Annotated in this window: 13 protein-coding genes; 8 read left to right on the top strand and 5 right to left on the bottom strand. The window is 67.6% G+C overall.

All coding sequences use genetic code 11. The features are described from left to right. The first annotated feature begins 61 nt into the window (after positions 1-61). From rpsF to rplI, 4 genes are all read left to right on the top strand, one after another. A complete protein-coding gene (rpsF, locus tag LX13_RS09045) occupies positions 62-349 on the top strand; it encodes a 30S ribosomal protein S6 (RefSeq protein ID WP_188487760.1) in 288 nt (95 codons plus the stop codon). Positions 350-541: 192 nt separating this feature from the next. Then, positions 542-1,069, top strand: coding sequence for a single-stranded DNA-binding protein (locus LX13_RS09040; protein ID WP_188487778.1), 528 nt, complete (start codon positions 542-544; stop codon positions 1,067-1,069). Between the two features lie 41 nt (positions 1,070-1,110). After that, positions 1,111-1,371, top strand: coding sequence for a 30S ribosomal protein S18 (gene rpsR / locus LX13_RS09035; RefSeq protein ID WP_253661008.1), 261 nt, complete (start codon positions 1,111-1,113; stop codon positions 1,369-1,371). Between the two features lie 15 nt (positions 1,372-1,386). After that, the gene (gene rplI / locus LX13_RS09030; RefSeq protein ID WP_253661007.1) at positions 1,387-1,839 is read left to right on the top strand and encodes a 50S ribosomal protein L9; all 453 of its coding nucleotides are present in this window, start codon (positions 1,387-1,389) and stop codon (positions 1,837-1,839) included. An 80-nt stretch (positions 1,840-1,919) separates the two neighbouring features. On the opposite strand, the gene LX13_RS09025 is transcribed toward rplI, so the two are convergent. Together LX13_RS09025 and LX13_RS09020 are read right to left on the bottom strand one after the other, a co-directional pair. Beyond that, complete coding sequence (locus LX13_RS09025) at positions 1,920-3,002, bottom strand: DUF3089 domain-containing protein (RefSeq protein WP_253661006.1); 1,083 nt, start codon at positions 3,000-3,002, stop codon at positions 1,920-1,922. A gap of 117 nt (positions 3,003-3,119) precedes the next feature. Next, positions 3,120-3,743 carry a hypothetical protein gene (locus tag LX13_RS09020; protein WP_253661005.1) on the bottom strand — a complete coding sequence of 208 codons (624 nt, stop codon included), beginning with the start codon at positions 3,741-3,743 and terminating at the stop codon, positions 3,120-3,122. A 599-nt stretch (positions 3,744-4,342) separates the two neighbouring features. Here LX13_RS09020 and dnaB point away from each other — a divergent pair. After that, positions 4,343-6,553, top strand: coding sequence for a replicative DNA helicase (gene dnaB, locus LX13_RS09015; protein WP_253661004.1), 2,211 nt, complete (start codon positions 4,343-4,345; stop codon positions 6,551-6,553). A gap of 105 nt (positions 6,554-6,658) precedes the next feature. Further along, positions 6,659-8,323 (top strand): ABC-F family ATP-binding cassette domain-containing protein, encoded by a 1,665-nt coding sequence (locus LX13_RS09010; RefSeq protein ID WP_253661003.1) that lies wholly within the window; start codon positions 6,659-6,661, stop codon positions 8,321-8,323. 16 nt (positions 8,324-8,339) lie between these two features. Here LX13_RS09010 and LX13_RS09005 read toward each other — a convergent pair whose 3' ends face one another. Continuing rightward, the gene (locus tag LX13_RS09005) at positions 8,340-8,915 is read right to left on the bottom strand and encodes a TetR/AcrR family transcriptional regulator (RefSeq protein ID WP_253661002.1); all 576 of its coding nucleotides are present in this window, start codon (positions 8,913-8,915) and stop codon (positions 8,340-8,342) included. A gap of 85 nt (positions 8,916-9,000) precedes the next feature. Between LX13_RS09005 and LX13_RS09000 the strand changes: the two genes are divergently transcribed. Continuing rightward, positions 9,001-9,882: an SDR family oxidoreductase gene (locus tag LX13_RS09000; RefSeq protein ID WP_253661001.1), complete on the top strand. Its 882-nt coding sequence runs from the start codon at positions 9,001-9,003 to the stop codon at positions 9,880-9,882. Positions 9,883-9,985: 103 nt separating this feature from the next. Next, positions 9,986-10,870 (top strand): aldo/keto reductase, encoded by an 885-nt coding sequence (locus LX13_RS08995; protein ID WP_253661000.1) that lies wholly within the window; start codon positions 9,986-9,988, stop codon positions 10,868-10,870. Between the two features lie 114 nt (positions 10,871-10,984). Here LX13_RS08995 and LX13_RS08990 read toward each other — a convergent pair whose 3' ends face one another. Then, entirely contained in the window at positions 10,985-12,889 is a 1,905-nt protein-coding gene (locus tag LX13_RS08990) for a glycoside hydrolase family 15 protein (RefSeq protein ID WP_253660999.1), read from the bottom strand. Beyond that, positions 12,886-13,779 (bottom strand): SDR family oxidoreductase, encoded by an 894-nt coding sequence (locus tag LX13_RS08985; RefSeq protein WP_253660998.1) that lies wholly within the window; start codon positions 13,777-13,779, stop codon positions 12,886-12,888. The genes LX13_RS08990 and LX13_RS08985 overlap by 4 nt, the downstream gene beginning before the upstream one ends. Positions 13,780-13,825 lie beyond the last annotated feature (46 nt).

Here is a 13,825-nt window from a genome sequence, read left to right as displayed (position 1 = left end):
GGCGACCCTCCTGCCACGGATCGTCCGTGGCCGACTAGCCCACAGGAGGTGATGTGGTCTTATGCGTCATTACGAATTGATGGTCATCCTCGATCCGAATCTGGACGAGCGCACCGTTGCCCCTTCGCTCGACACCTTTCTCAACGTTGTCCGCAAGGACGGCGGCAAGATCGACAAGGTCGACATCTGGGGAAAGCGCCGTCTGGCGTACGAGATCCAGAAGCACACCGAGGCGATCTACGCCGTCATCGACATCAACGCGGAGCCCAAGACGGTGAGCGAGCTCGATCGTCAGCTGAAGCTGAACGAGTCGGTCCTGCGCACCAAGGTTCTGCGGTCGGAGCACTAGAACGTCGGACGTGATCCGAGTCCGTCCGGCCGTTGCCGTCGCCCCGAAGTCGAGGTCGATGGAACCGATCGGGCAGAACTCGAGTCTCATGTCGGTACCGGGAAATATGGTCGACACGCACGAGCGTGACCGACTCTTGTCCCCGGTGCGCATCGATCCCGAGAACAACCCACACGCATAGGGAGTTTCACCATGGCCGGCGACACCATTCTCACCGTCATCGGAAACCTGACAGCGGATCCCGAGCTGCGATTCACCCCGTCGGGTGCGGCGGTGGCCAACTTCACGGTTGCCTCCACCCCCCGGATGTTCGACCGTCAGACCAACGAATGGAAAGACGGCGAGGCGCTGTTCATGCGCTGCAGCATCTGGCGCGACGCCGCGGAGAACGTGGCCGAAAGCCTGACGAAGGGCGCCCGCGTCATCGTGTCCGGCCGGCTCAAGCAGCGGTCGTACGAGACGCGTGAGGGCGAGAAGCGCACGGTCGTGGAACTCGAGGTCGAAGAAGTCGGTCCCTCGCTCAAGTACGCCACCGCCAAGGTCAACCGTGCATCGCGCGGTGGCGGCGGTGGGGGCGGCGGCAACTCCGGGTCATCGGGCGGCGGCGGCGGAAGCCGTGGCGGCTCGTCCGGCGGCGGCGCAGCGGCGAACGACGATCCGTGGGGCAGCGCCCCGGCGAGCGGATCGTTCGGCGGCGGGGACGACGAACCACCGTTCTAGGACCGCTGCGGCGGTCTCGCATCACATATCGGAGCAAGGAAATGCCGAAAACATCAGGCGGCGGACGCAGAGTCCGTGCCGAGAAGGACGTCAAGGCCAAGGCCTGTTCCTTCTGTACAGATATGAAACCTGACATCGACTACAAGGACACCTCGCAACTGCGGCGGTTCCTGTCGGACAAGGGCAAGATCCGGTCACGCCGTGTGACCGGGAACTGCGTCCAGCACCAGCGGGACGTGGCCATTGCGGTGAAGAACTCACGCGAGGTCTCACTGCTGCCGTTCACCTCCACGGCGCGCTGAGCGGAAAGGGACAAAATGAAGCTCATTCTCACCGCCGAGGTCGAAAACCTCGGAGTCGCAGGCGACACCGTCGAGGTCAAAGACGGTTACGGTCGCAACCTCCTGCTGCCCCGCGGTCTGGCCATCCCGGCCAGCCGTGGCGCACAGAAGCAGGTCGAAGGAATCCGGCGTTCGCAGGAAGCCCGCGCGGTGCGCGGACTCGATCACGCCAACGAGCTGAAGCAGGCTCTGGAGAACCTCGAGTCGGTCTCACTCCCGGTGAAGACCCACGACTCGGGCAAGCTGTTCGGCTCGGTCACCGTCGCCGACGTCGCCGGCGCCATCCGCACCGCGGGCGGCCCGGTCATCGACAAGCGTGCCGTCGAACTGCCCAAGGGACACATCAAGGCCACGGGTACCTACCCCGTCGTCGTGAACCTGCACCCTGACGTGTCGGCGTCGCTCAACCTCTCGGTTGTCGCGAGCTGATCGTCACCTGAACCACCACTTCGGCCCCCGCAGAATCCTCTGTGGGGGCCGAAGTGTGTCGTGGGTGGGTCGGGGTGAGCTCAGCGCCCGGCGTACGCCCGGCCCTGTGTGCCCACCAGGTCGACGAGATCGCCCTGCGCGATGTTGACGTCGAGCAGATGCAGTCCCCACGTGGCGTTGGGCAGGGTCGGCAGAACTCCCGCCGGTGGCGCGCCGTCCCCGCCCCCGCTGATCCGCAACACGTGTGCGCCCGCCCCGGTGCTGCAGACCCCGGTGTAACCCTGCGTCGACCGCCCGGCGATCTGGCTGTGCAGCCGGGCCGGAGCGCTGCTGTCCAGCGCGGCCGGATTGGTGCACAGCACCTCGTAGTCGGGGCCGGACGGCAGGTCGCCCCGCGTTCCCTGGGTCCCGGGTTCCGACGGCGGTCGTCCGAACCGGGAGTCGGCCGGCGGCTGCCGATTGAACGCGGAATAGGCGACGACGCAACCGGTCTGCGTCGTGGTGGTGCACGCCGGGACCGACGAGAAGTCGCCGCCGACGAGTGAGCCCTTGCGTACCAACACGTTCCCGCCGAGCAGGATGGCCGACACCAGTCGTGCCTGCACGGGGGTGTTCTCGATGCGCTTGCGGATCAGCGTCCGCAACATCAACGTCCCCTGTGAGTGGCCGATGAGGACGACGCCACGCCCGTTGTTGTGGTGTGTCAGATAGTCGTTCCAGCCCTTCTCGAGGTCGTCGTAGGCGAGATCCAGGGCAGCGGCGCGTTGGTTGCCGGTCGCGGTGAACAGCCCACGCAGGGTGCTCTGGCGGTAGACGGGAGCCCACACGTTGCACTTCGTGCCGAAGGGCGCGGCCTGCTGGCCGGCGATCAGACGTTCCTCCGCACCGATGGAACGGTTCGCGTTGGCGGTCAGCTGCAGCGAGACCGTCGGGTACACGTAGAAGCAGTCGACGGGCGCGCCCGAGCGGCCGCCGCACGGATCGGCGGCCTGGCCGGGTCGGCACAGCCACGTGGTGGACTCGTTCGGTTCCGCTCTCGCCACGCCCGTCGCCCCGCCCACCGCGACGGCGATGGACGCGACGACGGCGAGTACCACCGTCCGCCACAACGCCGGGTGTAACCGCCGGTCATGGGCCGTTCTGTGGTCTGCTGTCGGTGTCATGTGGCTCCCCGGCCTGTCCGTTCCGTGCGGCACGAAGTCGGTGCGCCGCTGTCGATCTCAGTAGACCGCACCGTGACGATGCGCGCCGGCGTTTCGCGGGTGTCGCGGGGGGATCGATCAGGCGCGTGCGACGGGCACCGGAGTCCGGATGGCCGTGGGACCGCACTCCGCGGCCGCCACCGGGGACGGGCAGGGGACGATGAGCAGGTCACCGACCTGCAGATCGCGCGGCAGCGACACCGCTGCGCCGTCCACGGTCGCGGCCGGGCGGTCCGGGCGGGCGTGTGCGGTGGAACCGTCACCGAGAACACGGAACGTGCCCTTGTGCGCGACCGAGATCCGGTCGATCAGACGCGCGTGTGCCCAGTCCGCGCCGATGTGGCCGGCCGCGCAGTCGACGAGGGCGATCGGCTCGTCGCCGTCGTGCACCACGGCACTGACCCGACACAGCACGACCCGCGCGCACCCGTTCGGCGAGGCCGTCGTCGTGGTCCACTCGCACGGCGTCCCCAGCAGATCGGCCACCCGGTGCATCGAAAGGCTCTCGACGACAACATCATCGGTGGTGGTTGAGGTGTTCGGTGGCCACGCGGCCAGGTCGATGGGGTCCGGGATGCTCATGCGCAGCGTCGGCATGATGTCGGTGAGTGTCACCGGGACAGGTCTACGCGCCGACGCGCGCCGCGAGGGCGTCGGGAACGCGATCTGTACGGCGTGCCCGGGCACCTTGACGAAATCCATACGCGCGAGACGATTTCGGATGCACGATCGGGCATGTCGGACCGTTCGCGGTGCGTGTCGTCGCAGACCGTCGACGCCCGACCGCTACGCTGGTAAAGGTACGGACGTACTCCTTCGCCGGATGGCTCGATGTCCGTTGTCCACGTCAGCTGGGTGTAACCCCGCATTGTGTCGGCCTTCATCTGATCGTCCGACAGCATTTGTTGCAAAATTCGAACACGCCCGGGTTACGCAGTCCCACGACACGCCGTAGGCAATTCGATGCACACCCTGTGCGTGGCCGCGGATGCCAGTGACCAGCGCGAACGCGATACGGGGATCAGGTTGTCCCCAAAGCGCCAACAGTCGGTCAACACGATTGGTGGATTGCTCCACAGGAACCTAACAACTTGGTCCACAGGTCGGTTTGGTGCGGATCACAACGGGACCTAACCTCGTGACCGTGCCTCGTGCCGGGTCCGCTCTGTCGGACCCCGGGAGTAGAAAACACGAGCGGGCGTGATCGGTTCGACGCGACGACGTGGTCGCGAACACCAGCGGTTGTCGCGGGTGCGGATCTCGACGCATGCCAGGCAGGGTCGACGTGGAGAGGGTGCAGGGTGGCAGTAGTGGACGAGCGCGGCCATTCGCCGCGCGATGAGCCGCCTCCAGCGGAGGAGTTCGGCCGTCAACCCCCACAGGACCTCGCCGCCGAGCAGTCGGTGCTGGGCGGGATGCTGTTGTCCAAGGACGCCATCGCCGACGTGCTCGAGGTGCTGCGCCCCGGTGACTTCTACCGTCCTGCCCACCAGGCCGTGTACGACGCGGTGCTGGAGCTGTACGGCAAGGGAGAGCCCGCGGACGCCGTCACGGTGTCCGCGGAGCTCGACCGGTCCGGCGAACTCCGCCGCGTCGGTGGCGCCCCGTATCTGCACACGCTGATCGCGACGGTGCCCACCGCGGCCAACGCCGGCTACTACGCCGAGATCGTCGCCGAGAAGGCGACGCTGCGCCGTCTCGTCGAGGCAGGCACCCGGATCGTGCAATACGGATACGCCGGCGCCGACGGCCAGGACGTCGCCGAGGTGGTCGACCGGGCCCAGGCCGAGGTGTACGAGGTCACCGAACGGCGCACCGCCGAGGACTACATCCCGCTCGAGGAACTGCTGCAGCCGACCATGGACGAGATCGACTCCATCGCGTCGCGCGGCGGGATCTCGCTCGGTGTGCCAACGGGATTCGTGGACCTCGACTCCGTCACCAACGGTCTGCACCCCGGTCAGATGATCATCGTCGCCGCGCGTCCCGGTGTCGGCAAGGCACTTGCGCTCGACACCCCGCTGCCCACCCCGCACGGGTGGACCACGATGGGCGAGGTCAAGGTCGGCGATCGTCTGATCGACGCGGAGGGCCGACCGACCCGCGTCGTCGCCACCACCGACGTGCTCACCGACCGCCCCTGCTACGAGGTGGAGTTCTCCGACGGATCGGTGCTGGTCGCCGACGAGGAGCACCAGTGGGTCACCGAGTCCGACGGGGTGAGCACGGTGCAGACCACCGGCGCCCTCGTCGGCCAGGTCGGTGCCGTCGCCGTCCGCAACGCACAGCCCCTCGACCTCCCGCGCCGACGTTTCGGTTACGGCCCGTACACCGTTGCGGCTTTGGCGGGCATGGCTTTCGACGATCACGAGATCGGCATGCGGATCGACGCAGAGGGGCCGGTCGACGTCATGGCGTTGATGTCGGATCTCGGCGGTCGGGTGCCGTACGAGTACCTCCGCGGATCCGTCGCCCAACGGCGCGCGTTGCTGGCCGGGTTGCTCGACGCCCGCGGCATCGTCGACGACGACGGCTGGATCACGGTGCCCGCGGCCACCCAACACATGAGCACCGTGATCGGTGACCTCGTGGCCGGACTCGGGTACAGCTTCCGTCGCGCCGCCACCGGGTGGTTGCGCGTCGACGCCGACGACGATGTCTTCACGGTGCACCGGAAGGCAGTTCGCCACAAAGAACTTCGCCGTCAGAGCGGAATGCGATGCATCGTGTCGATCCGTCCGGTGGACAGTGTCCCGGTCCGCTGCGTCCAGGTGGACAACCCGCGGCAGATGTACCTCGCCGGTGAATCCATGGTCCCGACGCACAACTCGACCCTTGCCATGGACTTCGTGCGCAGCTGCTCCATCACCCACCACATGACCAGCGCCTTCTTCTCCCTGGAGATGGGCCGGACCGACATCGTCATGCGACTGCTCTCGGCCGAGGCCAAGATCAAGCTCGCCGACATGAGGTCGGGTCGGATGACCGACGACGACTGGACGCGGCTGGCACGCCGGATGGGCGAGATCTCCGAGGCGCCCCTGTTCATCGACGACTCACCCAACCTCACGATGATGGAGATCCGAGCCAAGGCGCGAAGGCTCAAGCAGCGCAACGATCTCAAGCTCGTGGTCATCGACTACATGCAGCTGATGAGCTCGGGCAAGAAGGTCGAGTCCCGTCAGCAGGAGGTCTCGGAGTTCTCCCGGAGCATCAAGCTGCTGGCCAAGGAACTCGAAGTTCCCGTCGTCGCGATCAGTCAGCTGAACCGTGGTCCCGAACAGCGCACCGACAAGCGCCCCATGGTGTCGGACCTCCGCGAATCCGGCTCGCTGGAGCAGGACGCGGACATGGTCATCCTGCTGCATCGGCCCGACGCGTTCGAGCGCGACGATCCGCGCGCCGGCGAGGCCGACATCATCCTGGGCAAGCACCGTAACGGCCCCACGGCGACGATCACCGTCGCGCACCAGCTGCACCTGAGCCGCTTCGTCGACATGGCCAAGGGCTGACCGCCGAGATCGTCCGAACAAGACGGCGTCGACGGCAATACGCCCTCGACGCCCCCCATATCGGACGATTTCAGCGGCACCGGCCGGCGATGGGATGATCTACCCATGACCGCAACGCTCGTCGCGAAGAATGTGGCCGGCGGCTACGCGCATCGCACCCTGTTCGAGGGGCTCGACGTCACCGTCGCGCCCGGCGACGTGGTCGGGGTGGTCGGCGCCAACGGAGCAGGCAAGAGCACTCTGCTGCGGATCCTGGGCGGCGACCTTGCGCCGCTCGACGGCACCATCAGCCTCGCTCCGGCCGACGCGTTCGTCGGCTGGCTGCCCCAGGAGCACGAACGCGTGCCCGGCGAGACGGTCGCCGCCTACATCGCGCGACGCGCGGGGTGCACCGAGGCAACGCAGGCAATGGAATCCGCTGCCGCGGCCCTCGCCGACCCGGATCTCACTGCTGCGGGCGAGGATCCGACGGACGTCTACGCCGCGGCGCTGGACCGCTGGCTCGCATCCGGTGCCGCCGACCTCGAGGAACGTCTCCCGGCGGTGCTCGCCGATCTCGGCCTCGACACCGACGCGGTACGCCCCGATTCGACGCTGATGACCGCCCTGTCCGGTGGACAGGCGGCGCGAGTCGGCCTCGCCGCACTGGTGGTCTCGCGTTTCGACATCGTCCTGCTCGACGAGCCCACCAACGACCTGGATCTCGACGGACTCGCCCGGCTCGAGGACTTCGTGCAGAACCTCCGCGGCGGGGTGGTGTTGGTCAGCCACGATCGAGAGTTTTTGGCGCGCAGCGTCACCCGGGTCCTCGAACTCGACCTGGCGCAGAACACCACCACGGTGTTCGGCGGTGGGTACGACAGCTACCTCGAGGAGCGCGAGACCGCCCGGCGACACCGGCGTGAGCAGTACGACGAGTTCGCCGAGAAGAAGGCCGACCTCGTGGGACGCGCTCGGACGCAACGCGAATGGTCCAGCCAGGGCGTACGCAACGCCATGAAGAAGTCGCCGGACAACGACAAGATCCGTCGTAAGGCGGCCGCCGAGTCGAGCGAGAAGCAGGCGCAGAAGGTCCGCCAGATGGAGAGCCGGATCGCGCGCCTCGACGAGGTCGTCGAGCCGCGCAAGGAGTGGTCACTCGAGTTCACCATCGGGTCGGCGCCCCGTTCGTCGTCGGTGATCGCCACGCTCGACGACGCTGTCGTCCGGCAGGGGGACTTCGTCCTCGGGCCGCTGTCGTTACAGATCGACGCCGGCGAGCGGGTCGGCATCACCGGACCGAACGGCGCCGGGAAGTCCACCTTCCTGCGGCTGCTGCTGGGTCGTCGCGAACCCGACGAGGGACGAGCGAGTCTCGGCGCGAACGTCGCGATCGGCGAGATCGACCAGGCGCGCGCGGACTTCGCCGGGACGGGCAAGCTGGTCGACCGATTCGAGCAGCGTGTACCGACGTGGACGACCGCTGATGTGCGAACGCTGCTGGCCAAGTTCGGATTACGGTCCGACCATGTGGACCGTCCGGTCGACGGGCTCTCACCGGGCGAGCGCACTCGCGCGGGGCTGGCCCTGCTCCAGGCCGTCGGGACCAACGTGCTCGTGCTCGACGAGCCGACCAACCACCTCGACCTCGCCGCCATCGAACAGCTCGAACAGGCGCTGGACAGCTACGACGGCACGCTGCTGCTGGTCACACACGACCGCCGGATGCTGGAGAACGTCCGCCTGGACCGCACGCTGCACGTCGAGAACGGGCGCGTCACCGAGGTATGAGTGCGGGTGTCCCAGGTCAGCCGAGAGATGTTGTCGCGTCGCGTAGCTCGGCGAGAGCGGCCAACGCGTGGGGGGCGAGCCCGGTGTCGTCGGCAGGGTTCTCCGACCACCGGGCGTAGCCGCGCTTGAAGGCGAGAACCCCCAACTCGGCCGCGAGGTGTGCGAGCGGGTCGGCGACACCGCGGGCGGCCAGGGCGTCGGTCATCGCGGCCGCGAGGCCCACGCTCTTGAGGGCGTCGCGTTCCTGTAATTCGGTGCTGGCGGCGACGGCGGCTTTCAGACGGGGACCGAGCTCGCGATTGGCCGTCCCCATCTCGCCCGAGGCCCGCTCGAGGCCCGCGGCGACGGCGTCCAGAGGGCTCGCATCCGTCGGTGCCTCGGCGATCCCCTCGGCCAGCAGACGACTCAACGTCTCCTGACCGGCGACGAGCAACTCGCGCTTGTCCGAGAAGTGCCGGAAGAACGTGCTTTTGGTGACCCCGGCACGCTCGGCGATCTGGGCGACGGTCGTCGCGTCGTATCCCTGTTCGGTGAACAGGTCGACCGCGGCGACGACGAGTCGCTGGGTCGCGCCGGGTTGCCATCGAGCCATGGGTCGATACTAGTCGACGGGACAACGGTCCCATCAGGGGTGTACGGTGACGGGACAACTATCCCATCACCCGTCAGGAATCGCCATGCACGTATTCGTCACCGGAGGTACCGGCACCATCGGCTCGCCCGTGGTCGCCGAGCTCATCAGCAACGGTCACACGGTCGTCGCGCTGGCTCGATCCGAGAGTTCCGCACAGGCCCTCGAACGAGCGGGGGCGCACACGGTCCGCGGCGGACTCGCCGATCTCGACCTCCTGGGGGAGACGGCCGCGTCGGCCGACGGCGTCGTCAGCCTGGCCTTCGGACGGGACTACAGCAGCGCGGACGCCCTGACCGCGGCCATCGCCGAGGAGGGGGCTGCGCTCGGTGCCCTCGGGGAGGCGTTGATCGGCACCGACCGCCCGCTCGTGACCGTGTCGGGGACGCCGTGGGTGCCGGGTCGCGCGTCCACCGAGACCGATCCGCTCCCCACCGAGGGGCCGGTCGGGGGCCGCGCGGTGTCGGTGAACGCATTGCTGGCGTTGGCGTCTCGTGGTGTGCGGGCGACGGCGGTTCGTATGCCGCGGACGGTTCACAACGACGGCGAGGGTGGGTTCGCCGGGTTGCTCACCCAGGCAGCGCGGCGCACCGGGGTGGCGGGCTACCCGGGCGACGGGACCCAGCGCTGGCCGGCGGTACACGCACTCGATGCGGCGGTCCTGTTCCGACTGGTGCTGGAGTCGGCGCCCGCGGGTACGGCATGGCACGCCGTTGCCGACGAGGGCGACGCGGTGCGCGACATGGCCGCGATCATCGGACGACGCCTCGGCCTCCCCGTCGAGTCGGTACCGGAGGACACCTTCGGCCCGTTCGGCCCGATCTTCGCGATGGACCAGCCGTCGTCGAGCGTGCACACACGCGACACCCTCGGATGGGAACCGACGCACCTCGGGTTGCTCGCGGATCTGGAGAACATCCGGCCGTGATGCGCCGCCTCAGCTGCGCAAACGTCGCCGCGCACGGGGTTCCGGACGAGCCGGGTATAGCCGGACCCTCCCTCGGTGGCATGAGGGTACCTACGGTGGAGTCATGACCGTTCCCACCTTCACCCTGAACAATGACGTCGAGATCCCCGTACTCGGATTCGGGGTCTACCAGACTCCACCGGACGAGACCCGCTCTGCGGTCACCGCCGCACTCGAGACGGGCTACCGCCACATCGACACCGCCGCGGCCTACGGCAACGAGCGTGAGGTCGGCGAGGCGATCCATCGTGCCGACATCGACCGCGACGAGCTGTTCGTCGAGACCAAGGTCTGGATCACCGACTTCGGTCACGACGCCACGCTGCACGCCTTCGACAAGGCCGTCGGCAAGCTCGGACTCGACCGTCTCGACCTGCTGATCCTGCATCAGGCGCTGCCCGGCGAGTTCGATCTGACCCTGGACGCCTACCGGGCGTTGGAGAAGCTCCACGCCGACGGCAGGGTGCGCGCCATCGGCGTCTCCAACTTCATGCCCGAGCACATCGAGCGCCTGCTCGCCGAGACCGAGGTGGTCCCGGCGGTCAACCAGATCGAGGTGCATCCCTACTTCCGGCAGTCCGATCTGCTCACCATCGACAGCGAGCACGGCATCCTCAACCAGGCGTGGTCACCCATCGGCGGCATCACGTTCTACCGCGACGGGTCGCAGGGTTCGACGCTGCAGGACCCGGTGATCGGCGAGATCGCCACCGCGCATTCGAAGTCCGCCGCCCAGGTGATGCTGCGGTGGCACCTGCAGCAGGGCCGTCAGTCCATCCCGAAGTCGGTCACACCGTCGCGGATCGCGGAGAACTTCGACATCTTCGACTTCGAGCTCACCCCTGAGGAACTCGACGCGATCGATGCCCTCGACACCGGTGTCCGCGGCGGACCCGAGCCCGAGGACGTCACCCGTGAGAAGTTCGGTATGGAGATCCCCGAGGCCTGAGACCGTCTGGTCAGACCGTCGGTCAGCGACCGCCACTCCGACACCAGCTCGTCGACGGTGTTTCGCGCAATTCGGAGATCGGATCCATCGTCTACTCCTCGCTGTGGGCGTCGGTCACCGGCTCGATCCGGTGTTCCGTGTCGGTGCCTCGCCGCCGACCGATGAGGGATGGTCGGAGTTGATCGTCAACGCGGCGTTGATGATCGCGAGGTGGCTGAGCGCCTGAGGGAAGTTGCCCAGGAAACTGTCGTCGGTGGGGTCGATCATCTCCGCCGCCAGTCCGACGTCGTTGAGAACGCCGACGAGCTCGTCCATCAACGTCCGCGCACGATCGCGCTGGTCGGTGTGAACCAACGCCGCGACGAGCCAGAACGAGCATGCGACGAACGTCGCCTCCTCATCAGAGGCCCCGGTGAACCGGTACAGATGCGGTCCGGCGCCGAGGTCGCGGATCAGGGCGTCGATGGTGCGCCGCATGCGGTCACCGCGGTCGAAACCGCTGATCGCGTGCAAGAGGATCGATGCGTCCAATTCGTCACTGCCCGGGTAGAACTCGTACGCATCGAGTTCGTCCGACCAGCAGTTGTCGGCGATCCACTCCGAGATGGCGTCCGCCTCGAATCGCCAGCGGTCGACGGGACCGGGTATCTGACCGATCTCGCCGAGGTGGACCGCCTTGGTGAGCGCTTGCCAGCAGCCGAGTTTCGAGGTCGTGTAATGCCGGGCGTCCTCGAGTTCCCAGATGCCGGCGTCGGCACGGCGCCACTGGTCGGCGGCCTGGTCGGCGATGCTCGTCATGAGCCGTCCGGTGGCGTCGTCGAGCACGTTCCCGTTGTCCACGTACAACTGGACGATGTTGAACAGGTCGCCGTAGACGCCGAGCTGCAACTGGTCACTGGCACGATTGCCGCCCACGACGGGACCGTGACCCCGCCATCCCTCGACGTCGAACTCGGTGACCTCGCTGTCGGGGAGGTGGCCGTCGAGCGCCTGCAAGACGCTGATGTCGTGGCCCTGCGATCGCAGGACGCGCAGCATCCAGCTGATCGCGCCGTGCGTCTCCTCTCGGATCCCGAGCTGGAACAGCGCGGTGAGCGAGAACGCGGCGTCACGGATCCAGGCGAAGCGGTAGTCCCAGTTCTTGGCCGTCGTCAACGACTCGGGCAGCGACGTGGTGGCGGCCGCGGCGACCGCACCGGTCGGCGCGTAGATGAGCTGCTTCAACGCGATCGCGCTGCGGATGACCGTCGACTGCCACGGACCGTCGTAGTGGATCGAGTCCGCCCACTGCTCCCAGTTGCTGATGGTGAGTGTGAGGCCGGAGTCGAGATCCTCGGGGTTCGGCAGGTGCAGCGGCTCCCGGTTGGTGCTGACCAGCCCGAGCAGGTGCCGCGAGCCCGGCGTCGTGCGGTAGTGGGCGACGATGCGGCGTGGGGTGACGTCGACGCCGTTGTCGTGCAGGGTCCGGACCGCCATCGTGATGCCGTCGAGTCGCAGCACCGTGCCGTGCACGGTGTCGAAGATCCAGGGCGACGCGGTGTTGAGAAGCGTTCCGGGAGCGACGGTTGCGCGGAGATCGACCGACCCGGTCACGCCGTCGATCCGACGGGCCAGCTCACACCAGGGCAGGCGACCGGCCAGGCCGGTGTTGAGGGAGTCGGTGATCCGTACGACCCCGTCGTCGGTGTGGAACGTCGTCTCGAGAACTGCGGTCGACGGCAGGTATCGACGTGTGACGCGATACGCCACCGTCGGTTCCAGTGCGAGGAAGCCGCCCTCGTCGGCATCGAGCAACGCCGCGAACGGCGGCACCGAGTCGAGATCGGGCAACGGCAGCCAGTCGATGCGGCCGTCCCGCGCGACCAGAGCGACCGTTCGGCCGTCGCCGAGGGCTGCGTACGAACGGATGTCGGCGTATCCGCGATCATCACGATCGGTGACGAGCTGCGGTTCATCGGTGCCGTCACCGGCGCCGCCCGCGAACGGGTCAGCGCCGGAGCGGTGTTCGACATCGTTCACGGAGTCGGCATCCCACCGTTGACGTGCAGGGTCTCACCGACGACGTAGCTCGACTCGGGTGATGCGAGGTACACGTACGCCGTCGCGAGCTCGGCAGGCTGACCCCAGCGACCCAGCGGTGTCTGCTCTCCGACGGTGGGCAGTGCGTCGGTGGGTTGTCCGCCCGCGGTCTGTAGCGGCGTCCAGACCGGACCTGGGGCAACGACGTTGACGCGGATGCCGCGGTCGGCGACCTGCTGCGCAAGACCCTTGAAGAAGGTGTTGATCGACGCCTTGGTCATCGCGTAGTGGATGAGGTGTGGTGAGGGCTGGTACGCCTGGATGGACGACGATCCGACGATGGTCGACCCCGGGGGCATGTGCGGCACCGCGGCCTTCACCGTCCAGAACATCGCGTAGACATTCGTCTTGACTGTCCGGTCGAACTCCTCGTCAGTGATGTCCTCGATGCGTTCCACATGCTGCTGCTTGCCCGCGTTGATCACCAACGCATCCAGTCCGCCGAGCTCGCGAACCGCGGTCTCGACAGCGGACCGGCAGTACTCCGCGTCGGTGACGTCGCCGGGGATCTTCACCGCCGTGCGTCCTGCATCGGTGATGAGCTTCGCGACGGCGTCGGCGTCGGATTCCTCCTCGGGGAGGTACGAGATGGCGACATCGGCGCCTTCGCGTGCATAAGCGATCGCGGTGGCTGCGCCGATACCCGAGTCGCCGCCGGTGATCAGGGCCTTGCGTCCCGCGAGACGACCCGAACCACGGTAGGTGTCCGCGCCGAGATCGGCTTTGTCCTGGAGTTCGGAGTCCAACCCGGATCCGGGCTGGCTGACCTTCTTGGGATCGAAGTCGTCGTACATCGAGCTGGGGTCGCGGAAGGTGTACTGATCGGTCATGTCGGGCCTCCTGGCGATGGGACGGCTGGGCTCGAACGTCGAAAGT

Source organism: Williamsia maris (assembly GCF_024171815.1).
Classification (GTDB): Bacteria; Actinomycetota; Actinomycetes; order Mycobacteriales; family Mycobacteriaceae; genus Williamsia_A; species Williamsia_A maris.
Note: the sequence above shows the minus strand (reverse complement) of the source record. Positions and strands in the feature narration are given on the sequence as shown.